We start from the raw sequence: 14629 nt of genomic DNA, 5'->3' as shown, positions 1-14629 counted from the left end.
GGTGACGGCCCGTCCACGTTTATAATTGTATAGGATTTTCTGCCGGAGAAAGGGGTGATGGGGCTCGACACGAAACAAAATGGACTGTTTCGGTGCGGCTACCGGAACGCGTCCAGTTAAAATCCCACTGTCTTTTGGCGAAAGGCTGACTCAGGAACTCGGGACATAACTGTCTCCACAAAATCAGGGGGAACGGCGTTACCGACAACTCTCTCAGCAGCGTCGTTCTGTGCGGGGAGTTCAAACCAGCGCGGGAATGTCATCAGTAGCGCTGCTTCCCGTGGAGTAAGACCCCGATTCTTGGTTGGGTGCGTGAATCGACCACAGCTGGGAGTCGTACAGCGAGTAGTGAGCGTTGGTGCGGGAAGTTCGCCGTCCATGATTCCGTACGCTGAACCGGCCCCACCCTCGACATCGTTATGGGCGTCAACGATGTGATGATCGTCGTCAGTTCCTTCGAGATCGCGCCAACTGTCGCCGTGGCGTCGAATCGCCCTCATTCGGTCAATCGTTGGCTGGCGATGATTTCGAGCGCGATGGGCTTTGTCGTCTGGATATCCCTCAACACCGACCTGTCTCTCTCCGGACTCCAGATTCATCTTCAGTCCCTCGGCTCTCCTGAACGTCTCACTTACCGACTTCCACTCTTTCTTGTCACTTTCCCCAGGATCTCGAGCGTGCGTCGGCTCGGGAAGGGAAACCTCCTCATCTGAGCGACCGTAGACGAAGAGGCCGATGGTACGCTTTCGACGTTGCGGTACGCCGTAGTTCGCAGTGTTCAGTACGCTGAGATCGACGCCGTAACCACCGCTTTCTTGAGAGTCATGGTCCCGGACTATGTTCTTCATCGAACGTGTGAGCCAGTCAACGTACGTGGTCGGCTCGTCGTCCCCCGCGGTCATGATATTGCGGACATTCTCGAAGAAGACGATGTTAGGTACTTCCTCTTCGACGAAATCCACGAACGCGCGTAGCAAATTGTCTTTCGGCTGGTCTTCAGGCCACGGCTCAGTATCGCGAAGGCTACTGAAGTTCTGGCACGGAGGGCAGCCACAGATTACGTCTACTTCGCCTTCATCGAGGTCGAAGAATTCCCGGATGTCATCGAAGTCGATTGTGGGGATATCGTCATCGGTGGGGGGTTCCTCATACCCTCGGCCGAGGTCGGCGCGTAACGGTTCGTCAAACGAGACTTCACCCTCGTGTTCATCGAGGAGGTTCCCGCCACAGAGGTTGGCCTCGTAGGTTTCGAGCGCGCGCTCATCGACATCAACCGCGCCGACCACCTCAAACCCTGCTTTAGCGAAGCCAAGTGAGGCCCCACCGGCACCGCAGAACAGGTCGACGACTTTCCCTTTCGTCATAGAATTCGTTTAGCTCTTCCGACGTCTAAATCTGTCGGTGAAGAGACGTCCACTCCACAGGAGACTAGCCAACAGAGGAGATTACAAAATACCTTCTTCCAACTATTTTGTCTCATAACTCGGTCAATGGACTAATCGGGATTGAATTTTTTGGTCGTGTCGCAAAGCGGTCTAGAGTTTGCCTCTGGTACTCTCAATTGAGAGGTCACAGCTCATTGCTGTTTTGGTCGATCGCTGGAGCAGTTCATCAAGGAACGCCTGGTAGTGCTCTGGATCAGCGTACTTCACCAGCCGAAGCTGGAGTATCGCCTCTAATCCCTCCGTTGTCCAGCGCATCCACTGGTTCTTGCATCGCTTGCTGACTTCGCCCATCAGCCGTTCGACGGGGTTCGAGGTCCACGGCACCTCGAACCCCTCGACAGCCTGCTCGGCAAACGTCACGATCGACGGCACCCACCGCCGAAGATACCCCGCAGCCTTCTCTGACCCGTACTGATCCAACTGCCACGCTGTCTTCTCGATACGCTCGGTCGTTCGCGCGATCCGCTCGCGGATCGCCGCGAACTCCTCTTCCGGCCGGTGCTTGGCGACCGAATTCTTCAGATGGAACACCTCGTCGATCACCTCCGAGACGATCTCGTTTCGTCGATCCAAGGAGAACACGCCGTCGTCCCAGAGGTTGTAGTCCAGTGTTCGGCCGACGTGGACGAGATCAAGTTGGTGATTGCGATTTTCGTCGGTAAAGGCCGTGACCATACCCTCCTCAGCGTCACTGACGACCGTCGCGTCGTCAGTGACTGCGTCGATGTCGTCGAGGTCGGCGGCTGTCTCGTCCCAGTCAGCGTTGACCGAGAGATCCAGCAGGGAGCGGGACTCCTCGGCAGTATCTTTGCCGAGCGTGGCTTGGACGGAGTGGTACGAGCGGTCGTCGTCTTGACTGTGACACTTCGTGGCGTCAGGAATAACCGCATCAGCGTCTGTGTCAGCGACACAGTCTGGAAGGAACTGTTTGAGCTTGCTGCCGTATTCTCTGGCGCGGCGGTTGATCGTGGTCGGCGACGGCATCTCCGAGAGGATGCCGTCGCCGTGGTCAGCGGCGTCACGATAGCTGAGCGAGGTAGCGAGATCGACGCTCTTGGCCGCAATGTCCTGCTGATAACGGTTTTCTCCGTCGAAGCTAAGAACATCTTCGACGGGGCGGAAGTAGCTGGGTTCGTCGTGGTCAGCGGCGGTATCTTCGACGTAGTGAAGGTCGAATTCGTGCTCACCGGCGGTTGTGACGGCCGTGCGGGTATCGGTACCGGCGCGTTGGTAGCGCTGGTCACCGTTGCCGTGGGCGTGTTTTTCACCACAGAGCGCCTCGACGCGAGCCGCGTCGAGGCTCTCGACGAGTCCTTCGAGAAGAACTGATTCGATGTTCTGATCGGTGATGAACTCGGCAAGCGTGGCCAGCGGTATCGTTTTGTCGTCGTCGATGCTAACGGTCAACCGCACGTCGATTGTGGCGTGCATGGGGCACCTCTCGGAGTGGACACCAGAGGCGTCCCCTTCCTCAGGGGAGTCAGTTACTGAACTCTAGAGGACTTTGCGACACGACCAATTTTTTGCCTCTAGACTCAACGTCGAATGTTTCGTTATACTGAGCCAGACGAAAATTCGTTTAACCCAATTTGTTCGGATTCGCGAAGGTAGGTTTGGAGCATCTCGCTCTCCGTGCGATCAGCTTTCCGTTCGAATACGTCCAAGAAGGCTTGGTGGGACCTACGAGCGATGTCCTTGATATCATCGTAAGTCCGGATTCGCATATCATCCATTTTCATTCGCCGAATTTCGCTTTGCACATTCCGAGCGTCAGCGGCACCAGAAGCAACGATATAGCCCTCCACATTTCGTCCGTCAATGGGACTCATATTACTGATAGAACGTAAGAAGTCAATGTAATCCTTGAACTCATCCAGGTCCTCCTTTTTGATTATATAATCTGTGCGTCGGATATCTACTAACCGAATCGAATCCGCATCACCCAAACTGATGAATCCGACGCGGTTAGGCTGGTCCGTAGTGTCAAAGTTCTTCTGAATTTCTTTGCGGACCTCGAGCTCTTCGTCTAGATAATCCCACCGAGGATCTATCAACCAAGGGTTGTCACTAATGAAACCATGCAGGTCCTTTAGGTTGGACTCACCCTCCTCGATGAGTTCCTCGAATTTTTGAATCGCATAGAACCGCCCCCTAACGATTCTGAGAGAGTTCATTGCGTCCAAGACTTCATATTGGTCAAAGAGTTCGACTAAGCGCTCTGTGTTAGAGATATTCGAATTTTCAATCTCCTCAAGGAGTTTCTGAAATGACTTTTGCTGAACGCCACTGGAGACGTAAGAAGCCATTTCTCCGAGAGTATCGTCGTCGTAGTCTCCCTTTTCCGCGAGTTCGCCGAGGAAGGAGTCTGCTAATTCCTGTTCACGGTCGTCAAGCGGTTTAATGTACCGTTGATATGGCTCTTCGTCCCGAATTTCTTCCATCTGTTCTTCCCGTCGCTTCTCAGGCCATTGAGAACAAATTTCTTTGATTTCGGCAACTAAGAAGTCCTGAAGTTCGTTTGCAACCGGCTTGTCCCAGAGAACTTCATTTCGGTGAGTCGCGATTAGGTCTTTCTGTCCGTCGTCAAGGAAATCAGCGTGAACTTCTCCGACGAGATATTGTAGTGCCATCTGCCCACGAGTCCCGCCTTCCGCAACTCCGAAGGTAATCGGCTTTTGGGCTGTCTTTCCCCGTGCCATCACGGCAACCCCACCTTCGACATTATCTGGTGTTGGTTTGGGTAATGTACCAATCCAACCGTCAACAGTGTATTCGCTCCCCTCTCTAATCGGTTCGTCCTCATATGTTCGTAGGAACTCACACCGTTCTTTGAGATTTCTCTCGTCACCGGTGACCTCCGTTCCGTTCACTTCCATCTCAAAGTCGTCGCCGATGACACTAAATCGTCGAGCGAGACGTTGGCGAACGTATTTTGCACGTGGACGTTTCTCTCTGTCGAGGTTGGTTAGGACGATCTGCGTTCCACTTGCTTCGTTCGTCTCTCCCTCGTCAAGTATGGTCGGCCGATAAGTAGTCGTTGCATCTTTTCCCTTCTTTGCCTCATCCCTCATCTCTCCATAGTCTAGCTCGAACTCGACGTATCTCCCCTCTTTGCAGGTCCGGATTTGGACTTTGTCTGCAATCCCAAATCCTGCTAATTTTCCAATCCCTTTTCTCCCCATCACTTTCCGATGCCGACCATCTTTCTCAACGTAGTCTTTATCTTCATCCTGCCTCCGGTTCCGACCGACGACGAGGAACTCATCATTCACCTCTTCCTTTGTCATCCCCCGACCATTGTCTTCAATAGTAATCGCATAACTTGGAGACATTGACTCATCTTGAGGTATCTCAATCTCAACCTCAGTCGCCCACGCGTCCCACGCATTTGCTACGTACTCAGACACGACGGCAGGAAGACTTGTGTACATTCGAAGCCCAAGGTGCTGTAAGACGTTCAAGTCGAACCGCATCTTCAACTCCGAATCTTGTTTTTCAGACATGTTTTCAATCCCTCGATGGCCGCCCGTCACTCACGATGTTCCGTGCGTCAACGAGTGCACCGATATCTTCCATAACGTCGTGGAATTCATTCGGTAGTTCCTCTAACCGGATTGTTCGAGCTATTTCCTCAATATATGTGGTTTTATCGACCTCGTCCTTCATCTCTGACACTCCCGGATGGTTTTTAGTAATTAAATCATCGAGCCTAGCCTCTGGTTTTTGGCCTTCTGTATCTTCGAGGTCCTCCTCGATCTCATCTACGTCCAACGTAGTGAATACGTTCTCAAGGGTGTCTAAGTCCTGTAGTAAGTAATGTTCTAACTCTGTCTCTCGCCAGGCATGAACGTCATCACAGTCTAAATCCGACCATTCGTCTTTCCTAGAACTATCTGAATTAACTTTACCAACAATTCTACCTTCTATTTTCTCGGGTGTGTCGGCGGGATCGCCATTTTTCTTTAGTTCGTCCTCCAAGTCTGAATCGCATATAAAGAGGTATGGAATATTGAATACCTCTAAGAGACGAGATACGGGTTTGGCATGAGTTACCAGCTGTGAACCTGATCCCAGTTCAAGTACACCGATGTTGTATTCGTCAAAGTCTAATCCATACTTTTCGCCGATACATCGGAGGGCAACTCTGTCCGTCAGTCCCTCTACGAGAACCACTGCTTCCGACTGGAACATCCCAGCGTACTCATAACCTAATTCTCTCAGGTCCGCGCCGATAGCAGATGTAGATGTGGAATAGACCTTGGTATCTTCTTCTCGTTTGACCCGATATACGTTCTTCACATCTAAATGATGAACGAAAACGCTTGAATGGGTGGACATAATCACTTGCGGGCACTTGTTGACGAGTTCGTCATTGATGAGGTCCAGTATCTTTCTTTCTGCCCCTGGGTGTAAGTGTAATTCTGGCTCTTCAACTAGTAACAAATCAGTGTCCGTCTCTGAAAGGATTATCTTCGTAATAAGGGTTAGAATCTCCTTGGAACCGGCTGAAACCTCATTTAGATTGAATCCAGTATCGTATTGCTTCTCATCCACCACAACGGTCGTTTGGTCTTCTTCGGGGAGGGGGGCTCGAATACCATCAACCCCTGCCATGATGTCGGCGTATTCTTTGGAGATTCTTTCGAAAGCGTCCCCCTTCTCGCCTCTGAGAGTCAACAACACCTTAGACAGATTCTCTCCGGTCCCGTCCAGGTCCAAATCTCGTGTCGCTTTTACCCTGCCCTCTGGATTCCTGAACGCCTCAATGAAGTTCCAACTCTCGATAGAATCTTCCATAACATCTTTGAGATTCGCCCAAGCCCTCCTCTTCTCGGTCAATATCTCGTCGTCAATCAATTCATCGTCGTCCGTGGAACTTTCACCACCCCCATACGATTCACTCTCCAGCTTTCTGAAATTCAGATATTCGCCACTTTGGAGGGTGCCTATTCGAAGAGGAACCGTTTGATCCCGGAAGTTACCATACATGTTAGACTCACCTCTCAGAGGTGCCTTGGGATCTCTCTGAGAATGAAGAATCAACTCGTGCTCGATTGTACGGAGTTGGTCATTCTCTATCCATCGGTTTCGTTTTTGCTCTCCCAACTGCGAATCCTCACTAACGCCTTCAAGGAATTTACGATGCTCCTCCTCAGTCAACAGGAACTCGAGTTCGAACCTTATTTCTCCGCGAGCTTCTTTTCCTGTATTTCGTTTGTGAGCCCACTTTGACACCTTTCCATTTGCAACGGGGAAGATGTCCTGATAGTCTTGAAGGGCGTCGATGACGCTTGACTTCCCTACGTTATTTTCCCCAAGTAAAACGTTGAGGTCGTTAATTTCGATACTCTGATTTTCTCGAATCGACTTGTATCCTTGGATATTTACGTTGAGTAGTTCCATGATTTGGGAGAGGGAGTCTCGGATGTCTCTTACGAAGTTGAAATTTTCTCGGTGTGGTCCCCACTTAATTGCATCGGAGGGAATGACGGCCAACTAACGAATACAGAGTGCATGTTAAATTATAGCACTTCGTGCGAATAGTTCTCTTGATTCTCTGCTGACCTTCTCTTCTCCATCCTGCACGGCCTTCTGCAATCATACTCCGTTCAGAATGCTTTTCCACCTGTTTGCATCGCAAAATTCGCCATGGACGGTTCTATAACCCGCTGAGGACGGTTAGATCACGGCGCGGCTGCGCCGACGTTCCCGTTCGATCCCCCAAAGGGAATATCGATCTCGAGACCGTCGTACGCCAGTGTCGGCTGCTTCGCTTGCCCCGATCCGCCGCCGTCGAACTCGATGACGCCGATGTCTTCGAGTTCAGAGAGGTTTCGATGGACCTGTTTGTAGTCGCGATCTACCAGCTCGGCGGCTTCGCTGATACTCGCCGGCTCGTGTTCGGAGATCGTTTCAAGCAGTTCCAGGTTCTTCGGACTCAGGAGCCGACTGAGTTCAGCGTACGAGCCGAAGTTCAGCACTGGCTGGGCGTCGTCGAGATCTTCACCCTCCTGGGCAGCTTTGATGCGGCTGCGCGTGCGCTGATCGAGGCGGTCGCGTTCGCCGACGGTGACTTTGAGCGTGGGCATGGTGTCTCTCCTGGAGGCGTCCTACGCCGACCAATCCCACGAGACGGTGGTTTGCGCTTCGACTTCCCGTTTGAACCGGTCGTAGAGTGTCAGCATTCCCGGAAACTGGATAGTTTCGACACCGTCCCGGGTATGCCGCTCGTGGCCTTTCGTCCGTTCGTGTGCGTTGTCGTAGCGGAGGATGGTGTCGCCGCCGACTTCCCCGAGGTGAAGGCTGTAGTCCCAGCCACTCGGATACTTCTCAACCTCCGTTTGGCGGATGGTCACGTCGACGACGTAGCCGCTTTCGACAGCCTGCCAGTCTTCGACGGTCGTGTAGGACGCCATCCGTTACCCTATGTGATGTTCTCCATAGGAATAAGCCTATGGACTCGATAACATACGGATGCGGGCCTACTTATATACGGAGTACACGGTCCGACGCCCGTTCCCGTCCCTGTCGATCAACTTGTAGCGTACAGGGCTCTCGAGAATGTCCACGATCGCGTCGATCCTGAAGCCCGGAAACCAGAAACTCGGAAACCCGGAAACGACCCCCGGCCGCTTATCACGCTGGCCGCGAAAGCCATCGCCTGATGATCGAGGACGCCCGCGTGCTCCGCGAGGAGTTCGTCCCGAACGACGTCGTCCACCGCGACGGCGAGGTCGACGCGCTCTCGGCCGTCCTCGAACCCGTCGTCGAGGGCGAACCGCCCGAGTCCGCACTGCTTACCGGGCCCTCGGGGGCCGGCAAGACCACCATCGCGAAGTTCGTCGTCGGCCGCCTCCGGGAGACCGCCCTCGACGTCGAGTCGATCCACGTCAACTGCTGGCAATCGTACACGCGGTTCAAAGCCCTCTACCGGATTCTCGAGGGCCTCGGTCGGACGATCGACGTCCACCGCCAGTCGACGCCGCACGACGAACTCCTCGATCGGCTCGAAGCCTACGACGGCCCGCCCGTGATCGTCACGCTCGACGAGGTCGACCAGCTCGAGGACGGCCACCTGATCTACGACCTCTATCGCCTCCCGGCGTTCGCGGTCGTGTTGATCACCAACGACGAGGAGGAACTGCTGGCAGGCCTCGACGAGCGCGTCCGCTCCCGGCTTCACACTGCCCAGACGATCCACTTCGATCGCTACGACGTCGAGGAGTTGACCGACATCATGGCCGACCGCGTCGACCACGGGCTGTCCGCCGATGCCGTCGACTTCGACCAACTCCGGTGGATCGCCGACGCCGCCGCCGGCGACGCCCGGGTCGGACTGAGCATTCTCCGAAGTGCCGCTCGGCGGGCTGACCGCGACGGCGCGGACGCTGTCCGCGACGACCACGTCGACGATGCGATCCCCGAAGCTCGCCGGGAAGTCCGGTCGCGGGCCCTCGAGGCACTCCACAAGGAGCAACGGAACGTATTCGAGATCCTCCAGGAGAGCGATGGGCTCCCGCCGCGGGAGGTCTACGATCGCTACGTCGCGGCGGTCGAGGATCCCCGGACGAAGCGGACGGTCCGGTCGTGGCTCCAGAAACTCGAACAGTACAATCTCGTCGAGGCCGACGGGAGTGGCCCGACCCGGACGTATCGCGTCATCGCCGAGGAGTAGCTGTGCGTTCGTCCACCTTCGGGGAGCGATGGAACCCATGGCCGAGTGGTGACGACCCGACAGTCAGGGTCGAACCCACGTCACGGAACTGATAGTCGGATGAAAACTTATGCAGGCACCGGACGAACTCCCGGGTCATGCGCCGGCGTACCTTCCTCGGGACGGTCCTCGCCGCCGGGCTGGGTGGGTGTACGGCCCCCGCGAGCGACGAGACGCCCGGGGTAACGACGACCGTCGCGGGGCCGACGGTGGCGACCCCGCCCGAGCCAGACCCGGAGCGCGATCCGCTCCAGTCGGACGGGTCGCGGATCGTGATGTCGTCGGCCACCGACCGCGTCTACGCGTTGGGCGGTGGGGGCGGTGGGGGCGGTGACGAGGACTGGTTGTGGGACAGCTTTCAGTTCGTGTCGGAACCGGACGCCGACGGTCCCGCTATCGTCGAGGGGACGCTCACCAACGAGGGCGACTTCGAGCGCGTGATCGCCTTCGAGGAGCTCTCGCTGTTCGACGGGACCGGCTGGTTCCGGCCGGACGACTATCTGGACGTGTCGATCCCGGGCAGGGAACGCGACTTTGTGCATCTGCTGGAGCCGACGGCGGCACACGACTTCGCCGACAGGGAGTCGTCGTTCGCCCGTGATGGGGAAGGCGTCTGGCGGGTCCGGGAGCGCACCGATCGTGACACGCCGGACTACCTGCGACTCGCCCCGGGCCAGACCATCTACGGGCAGTGGGCGCTCGTCGCCGACACCGTCGAGTTCGACGGCCGAGTGCCCGTCCTCGGGCGATACAGTACCGCCGACACCTCCGAAGTCCACCTGTCGATCGGCATCTGGGACCGGACCGCGCCCGGGCCGAGCGAAGAATCCATCCACGCGGGCCGGGACGTCCCGCCGCCGCCTTCCACCCGCGAAGACGTGACTAAGACGGTCTGGTACCACGAGACTGGCCCGGAGACCCCGGTCTTCCTCCGTCCGGGAACGGAGTCGGGAACCCTCCCGCTGCGGGTCGACTTCACGCTCGTCAATCACACCGTCGAGCAGGCGTTCGGGCTCAACCCGTACAACTGGGGACTATACAAATTGCACGACGACACGTGGTATCACATCGCACCCCAGAACATTCCGCTGCCAGGTGGATCGCTCCAGCCCGGGAGCATCGCTCGGAAAACACATACACTGTTCAACGGGCGGCGGCTCGGCGGTCCGCCCGGATTCGACGACACGGACGACAGCTACCGGCGGACGGTTCCGTACCTCGGGCCGGGGCTATACGCCTACGCGCGTGACCTCATGTTCGAGGACACGTACCGCTGCTACGCGGCGCTACTCGAACTCGACGGCGACCCGGTCGCGGTGACGCCGGCCACGGATCTGTCCATCGAACGCGGCGGTGACACCATCGAGGCGGTCCATCCCGAGGTCGACACCAGTCGGCGGAACCACCGGCTCACCGTCGAGCGCGCCCCAGAGGCCGAGACCGACGAGCGAGTCCTCCCGGAACAGATCATGACCGTCGATTACGCGACGGGGCTCCGGAACGCCATCGGCCTGCTCGAGCCCGGCGTCGGGACCGTGCGCCTCGAAACCCCGACGTACGAGGTCAGTATAGCGGGAGACATCGCGGATCGCTCGCCCGTGATCCTCGAATCGCCCGACGGGCCGGTCACGATCCGGGTCGGGATCGAGGACCTCTGGGAGTGAGTCCCATGTGACGCTTCCGGAAACCAATATGGCGACCCGGCATCCGGAACCGACCCGGAAACGACGCCGATAGCGGTGCAGTCCCCCGGTTTCACCCTGTTTTCGGCCGATCCGGAAACCATGAAACGACACACTAGCCGGTTTGACGGTCCCGGCGGATCGTTGTCGTATGGAACACGACGCGATCACCGGACGGATGGGAACGGACAGCCGGCGAGGCGGCTCGTCGATCGGGGACCCGCGATGGCCGGCTTCGAGTCGCGAGGGCCTCCCGGGCCAGTGTGCCCGGCAGCGATCCGGCGGCGCAGTCGACGACGCGGCGACCGCCGTGGACGTTGACGACGGCCTCGCACTCCCGGAACTCCCCACGCTCGAAGACAACCTCTATCTGCTGGAACCCGACGCGGGAACCGCGCGATCGCGACGCGACGCCGTCGTCGGCCCGCTTCACGCGCTCGCACTCGATACCGCGCTCTCGGCGGGCGGCGACGTCGTCTGGATCGACGCAGGCGGTCATGCCACGACCCACGCCTTCGCCCGCGTCGCCCCGGCCGAGCGAGCACTCGACCGCGTCCACGTCGCTCGGGCGTTCACGACCCACCAGCACTACACCCTGGTCGAGCAGGTCGGCCAGTGGCTCCGGGACGACGGCGATTCGCCCTTCGGCGCACCCGCGACGGACCGCCCCGCGGTCGTCGTCGCCCCGGCGCTGGACGCGCTCTATCGCGAGGGGGAACTCCGGGATGTTGAGGCCCGACGGTTGCTCACCCACTCGCTGGCGACCCTCGCCGCGCTCGCCCGCGAGCACGACATCCCGGTCGTCCTGACGCGGGCCAGGACTGACAGCGACACCGACCCGATCGAGACGGCCGCCACGACGATCGGCCTCGAGGAGACGCGCTTTGGGCCCCGCTTCGTGTGCGACGACCTCGACTTCGAGACGCTGGTCTACCGCGTCGGGGATGGCATCCACCAGACGACGATCACCTACTGGGCGGCGATCCTCCGGGCTCGGCATCCGGCCGTCGCGTCCGACGGCTCCGTCGCGGCGGGCGGAACCGGTTCGACCGCACAGTCGCCCACCATCGGGCCGGAGGAAATCAGGTGATCGCGATGGGACGGACCAATCCCACGTTCCGGGACGTGCTCCGGTCGGTCGAGGACCGCTGGACCCCTTTTCGGCGGGCGCTACGCTACGAGGACCAGCAGCGCTTCGATCGCCTCCTCGGACACGCTCGGACGCATGCCGACGCGGCGGGCAATTTGAACCACCACTCCCCGATCGTGCCGGTCCTGCTCGCGATCGGGCTCGCCCAGGAACGGCGGCTCGACGAACTCGAAGCGCGACTCGACGAACTCGAAGGGGAGATCGGCGAGCAGGCGAATCGAACTGACGCCCTCGAAGCACAGATCGACGATCTCGGGCACCAATACGACGAAATCTCGGCGGAGAATGAGACATCTCCACACGAAAGAACAGGGTGAGGTTTCGGGCGATGGTCTTCACGATCGACTTCCTCGGCGACGGCGACCCGCTCGTGTGGTCGCTCGACGGCACCGTCGAGCAGCCGTCCTGGTCGACATCGCGCGCGGCCGCGTATCGCCCGACGGTGTACGCGGTCGCGGCGCGTGGGATGACCGACCGCGACCTCGACCCCGAGGCCTGTATCGCCGATCTGACGGATCTCCAGGCGGATCTCGACATGCACCCGGCGGTTGCAGACCTCCGCTTCGAGTGGAAGTCACCGGGGTTTCGCTTCGCCGACCAGCCCGTCCTCCGGATCGCCGTCGATCGCGTCGGTGCGGTCCGGGAAGTCGCCCGCTTCGTCGAGGATCGCGGCCCGCCCGGTCGGGTTCCCTACCGGGCGTTCGACGTGGATTTCTCGCCGGAGTTCCGGTACTGTCTGGAAACCGGGATCGACCCGACGCCTGGGCGGCCCCCGCGCGTGCTCCGGCTGGATCTGCCCCGGACGGCGGCGGCTGCGGGCGATCTCACCGCACTGGCGATCGGCGCGCGAACGACGGCCCCGACAGCTTCGACGGCCACCACTTCGCCCGATTCGGCGGCGATGCGACCGGCCGGCGACACCGTCGAAGCGGTGCTCGGGACCCTTCGACGGCGGCTGGCCGCCGACGATCCGGACGTGCTCTGGGTCGAACGGGCCGATATCCTTCCCCTGCTCGACGAGACGGCCACCGAGTACGGGATCGATCTCGGCCTCCAGCGCGTCCCGAGCGGTGAATCGCGGGACGAAATCCCGGCCGTCCAGCGACTCGCGGGGGCGTCGACGTTCGAGTCCTACGGGCGACGGATGCACTCCCCGGCGCGGTACAACGTCCCCGGCCGGGTCGTGATCGACCGCTCGAACACGTTCTTCCTCGGCGAGACGAACCTCGCGGGGGCACTCGATCTCGTTGCCCGATCGGGCAAGCCCCTCCAGGAATTGTCCTGGGCGTCGATCGGCAACGTCCTCACGGCGATCCAGATCCGGGCCGTCCGCGAGCGGGACGTCCTCGTCCAGTGGCGGGCCTGGCGACCGGAGCGCTTCAAGACCGCCCGGACGCTCCACGACGCCGATCGGGGTGGGACGACGCTCTCGCCGGCGGTCGGTGTCCACGACGCCGTCCACGAACTCGACTTCGCGTCGATGTACCCCAACGTCATCTGCGAGCACAACCTCTCGCCAGAGACGGTCCGGTGCTCGTGTCACGACGGCGAGGACGTGCCCGAGCTGGGCTATTCCGTCTGTGATCGCGAGGGCTATCTTCCGGACGTCCTCCAGCCGATCGTCGACGACCGGGCGGAGATGAAACGCCGGCTGGCCGAGGACGACCTCTCGGCCGCCGAGCGACGTGCCATCCAGGGGCAGGTAGACGCCCTGAAGTGGATTCTGGTCTCGTGTTTCGGCTACCAGGGGTTCAGCAACGCGAAGTTCGGCCGGATCGAGGTCCACGAGGCGATCAACGCCCACGCCCGTGACGTCCTCCTCACGGCGAAAGAGCGCCTGGAAGCCGGCGGCTGGCGCGTCCTTCACGGCATCGTCGACTCGATCTGGGTGACGGCCCGCGAGGGGGCGACCCAGGAACCACTCGACGCTATTGCCGCGGAAATCACCGACGACGTCGGGATCGCCCTAGAGCACGAGGGGGCCTTCGAGTGGGTGGCGTTCTGTCCCCGGCGCGACGGCGAGGGCGGGGCGCTGACGAAGTACGTCGGCCGGCGGCGCAACGCTGGCGAGGACGACCCCTACAAAGTGCGCGGCCTCGCCTGCCGGCAGCGCTCGACGCCGGCGTGGGTCGCGGGGCTCCAGCGCTCGCTCGTCGAGACGTTCGACGAGACGCGTGAGGCTGGCGCGGTGATCGACACGCTCGCAGCCCACCTCGCGGTTCTGGCGGCCGGCGATGTCCCGACGACGGACCTGCTCGTCCGGAATCGCGCTTCGAAGGATGTCGACGCTTACACGCACCGGACCCGCACCGTCGCCGCGCTGGAGCGGGCGGATTCGATCGGGCTCGACTACGCGCCGGGCGAGGATGTCGTCTATGTCGTTCGCGACGACGACCGCGACGGGATGGGCCGGGTACGACTCGCGCCGGAGATTGACAACGGGAGCGACTACGACGCGGGGTACTACCGCGAGGCGGCGATCAGGGCTGCGACCGGCGTCCTCGGCCCGCTGGGCTGGACGGACGCGGACGTCCGGGACGCACTCGCCGGCGAGCGGGACGCGACGCTGTCGGCGTTCGATGTGGTCGATCGCGGTCACCAAACCGACTCGTCCGTCTCCCGGGAATCCGGCCACTGA

Annotated in this window: 11 protein-coding genes; 5 read left to right on the top strand and 6 right to left on the bottom strand. The window is 59.7% G+C overall.

Going from position 1 to position 14629, the window contains the following annotated elements:
- Nucleotides 1–116 precede the first annotated feature (116 nt).
- From HTIA_RS08930 to HTIA_RS08905, 6 genes are all read right to left on the bottom strand, one after another.
- Nucleotides 117–1364 carry a DNA cytosine methyltransferase gene (locus HTIA_RS08930; protein ID WP_008523705.1) on the bottom strand — a complete coding sequence of 416 codons (1248 nt, stop codon included), beginning with the start codon at nt 1362–1364 and terminating at the stop codon, nt 117–119.
- A gap of 171 nt (nt 1365–1535) precedes the next feature.
- Nucleotides 1536–2876 (bottom strand): ISH6 family transposase, encoded by a 1341-nt coding sequence (locus tag HTIA_RS08925; RefSeq protein ID WP_008524214.1) that lies wholly within the window; start codon nt 2874–2876, stop codon nt 1536–1538.
- A gap of 122 nt (nt 2877–2998) precedes the next feature.
- Nucleotides 2999–4948, bottom strand: coding sequence for an ATP-binding protein (locus tag HTIA_RS08920; protein WP_008524553.1), 1950 nt, complete (start codon nt 4946–4948; stop codon nt 2999–3001).
- A 4-nt stretch (nt 4949–4952) separates the two neighbouring features.
- Nucleotides 4953–6848: an AAA family ATPase gene (locus HTIA_RS08915; RefSeq protein WP_008524552.1), complete on the bottom strand. Its 1896-nt coding sequence runs from the start codon at nt 6846–6848 to the stop codon at nt 4953–4955.
- A gap of 281 nt (nt 6849–7129) precedes the next feature.
- Entirely contained in the window at nt 7130–7534 is a 405-nt protein-coding gene (locus HTIA_RS08910) for an HVO_A0114 family putative DNA-binding protein (RefSeq protein ID WP_008524551.1), read from the bottom strand.
- 21 nt (nt 7535–7555) lie between these two features.
- The gene (locus HTIA_RS08905; protein ID WP_008524550.1) at nt 7556–7861 is read right to left on the bottom strand and encodes a toxin-antitoxin system TumE family protein; all 306 of its coding nucleotides are present in this window, start codon (nt 7859–7861) and stop codon (nt 7556–7558) included.
- 248 nt (nt 7862–8109) lie between these two features.
- Here HTIA_RS08905 and HTIA_RS08900 point away from each other — a divergent pair, with 248 nt between their 5' ends.
- The 5 genes from HTIA_RS08900 to HTIA_RS08880 all read left to right on the top strand — a co-directional run bounded on the left by HTIA_RS08900 (nt 8110) and on the right by HTIA_RS08880 (nt 14629).
- Nucleotides 8110–9120, top strand: a complete 1011-nt coding sequence (locus HTIA_RS08900) for a Cdc6/Cdc18 family protein (protein ID WP_008524549.1) — start codon at nt 8110–8112, stop codon at nt 9118–9120.
- Between the two features lie 137 nt (nt 9121–9257).
- Nucleotides 9258–10823 (top strand): hypothetical protein, encoded by a 1566-nt coding sequence (locus HTIA_RS08895; RefSeq protein ID WP_008524546.1) that lies wholly within the window; start codon nt 9258–9260, stop codon nt 10821–10823.
- Nucleotides 10824–10992: 169 nt separating this feature from the next.
- Entirely contained in the window at nt 10993–11931 is a 939-nt protein-coding gene (locus HTIA_RS08890; protein WP_008524544.1) for a P-loop NTPase family protein, read from the top strand.
- 5 nt (nt 11932–11936) lie between these two features.
- Nucleotides 11937–12308 (top strand): hypothetical protein, encoded by a 372-nt coding sequence (locus HTIA_RS08885; RefSeq protein ID WP_021029457.1) that lies wholly within the window; start codon nt 11937–11939, stop codon nt 12306–12308.
- A gap of 11 nt (nt 12309–12319) precedes the next feature.
- On the top strand, nt 12320–14629 hold the full coding sequence (locus HTIA_RS08880) for a type B DNA-directed DNA polymerase (protein WP_008524540.1): 2310 nt from the start codon (nt 12320–12322) through the stop codon (nt 14627–14629).

It is taken from the genome of Halorhabdus tiamatea SARL4B (assembly GCF_000470655.1).
GTDB classification, from domain to species: domain Archaea; phylum Halobacteriota; class Halobacteria; order Halobacteriales; family Haloarculaceae; genus Halorhabdus; species Halorhabdus tiamatea.
The sequence above is the reverse complement of the archived record's forward strand: the minus strand, read 5'-3'. Positions and strand labels throughout refer to the sequence as shown.

Excerpts from the sequence above, each read along its gene's own strand:
- HTIA_RS08930 (WP_008523705.1), bottom strand. The coding sequence starts at position 1,364 with ATGACGAAAGGGAAAGTCGTCGACCTGTTCTGCGGTGCCGGTGGGGCC.
- HTIA_RS08925 (WP_008524214.1), bottom strand. The coding sequence starts at position 2,876 with ATGCACGCCACAATCGACGTGCGGTTGACCGTTAGCATCGACGACGAC.
- HTIA_RS08920 (WP_008524553.1), bottom strand. The coding sequence starts at position 4,948 with ATGTCTGAAAAACAAGATTCGGAGTTGAAGATGCGGTTCGACTTGAAC.
- HTIA_RS08915 (WP_008524552.1), bottom strand. The coding sequence starts at position 6,848 with ATGGAACTACTCAACGTAAATATCCAAGGATACAAGTCGATTCGAGAA.
- HTIA_RS08910 (WP_008524551.1), bottom strand. The coding sequence starts at position 7,534 with ATGCCCACGCTCAAAGTCACCGTCGGCGAACGCGACCGCCTCGATCAG.
- HTIA_RS08905 (WP_008524550.1), bottom strand. The coding sequence starts at position 7,861 with ATGGCGTCCTACACGACCGTCGAAGACTGGCAGGCTGTCGAAAGCGGC.
- HTIA_RS08900 (WP_008524549.1), top strand. The coding sequence starts at position 8,110 with ATGATCGAGGACGCCCGCGTGCTCCGCGAGGAGTTCGTCCCGAACGAC.
- HTIA_RS08895 (WP_008524546.1), top strand. The coding sequence starts at position 9,258 with ATGCGCCGGCGTACCTTCCTCGGGACGGTCCTCGCCGCCGGGCTGGGT.
- HTIA_RS08890 (WP_008524544.1), top strand. The coding sequence starts at position 10,993 with ATGGAACACGACGCGATCACCGGACGGATGGGAACGGACAGCCGGCGA.
- HTIA_RS08885 (WP_021029457.1), top strand. The coding sequence starts at position 11,937 with ATGGGACGGACCAATCCCACGTTCCGGGACGTGCTCCGGTCGGTCGAG.
- HTIA_RS08880 (WP_008524540.1), top strand. The coding sequence starts at position 12,320 with ATGGTCTTCACGATCGACTTCCTCGGCGACGGCGACCCGCTCGTGTGG.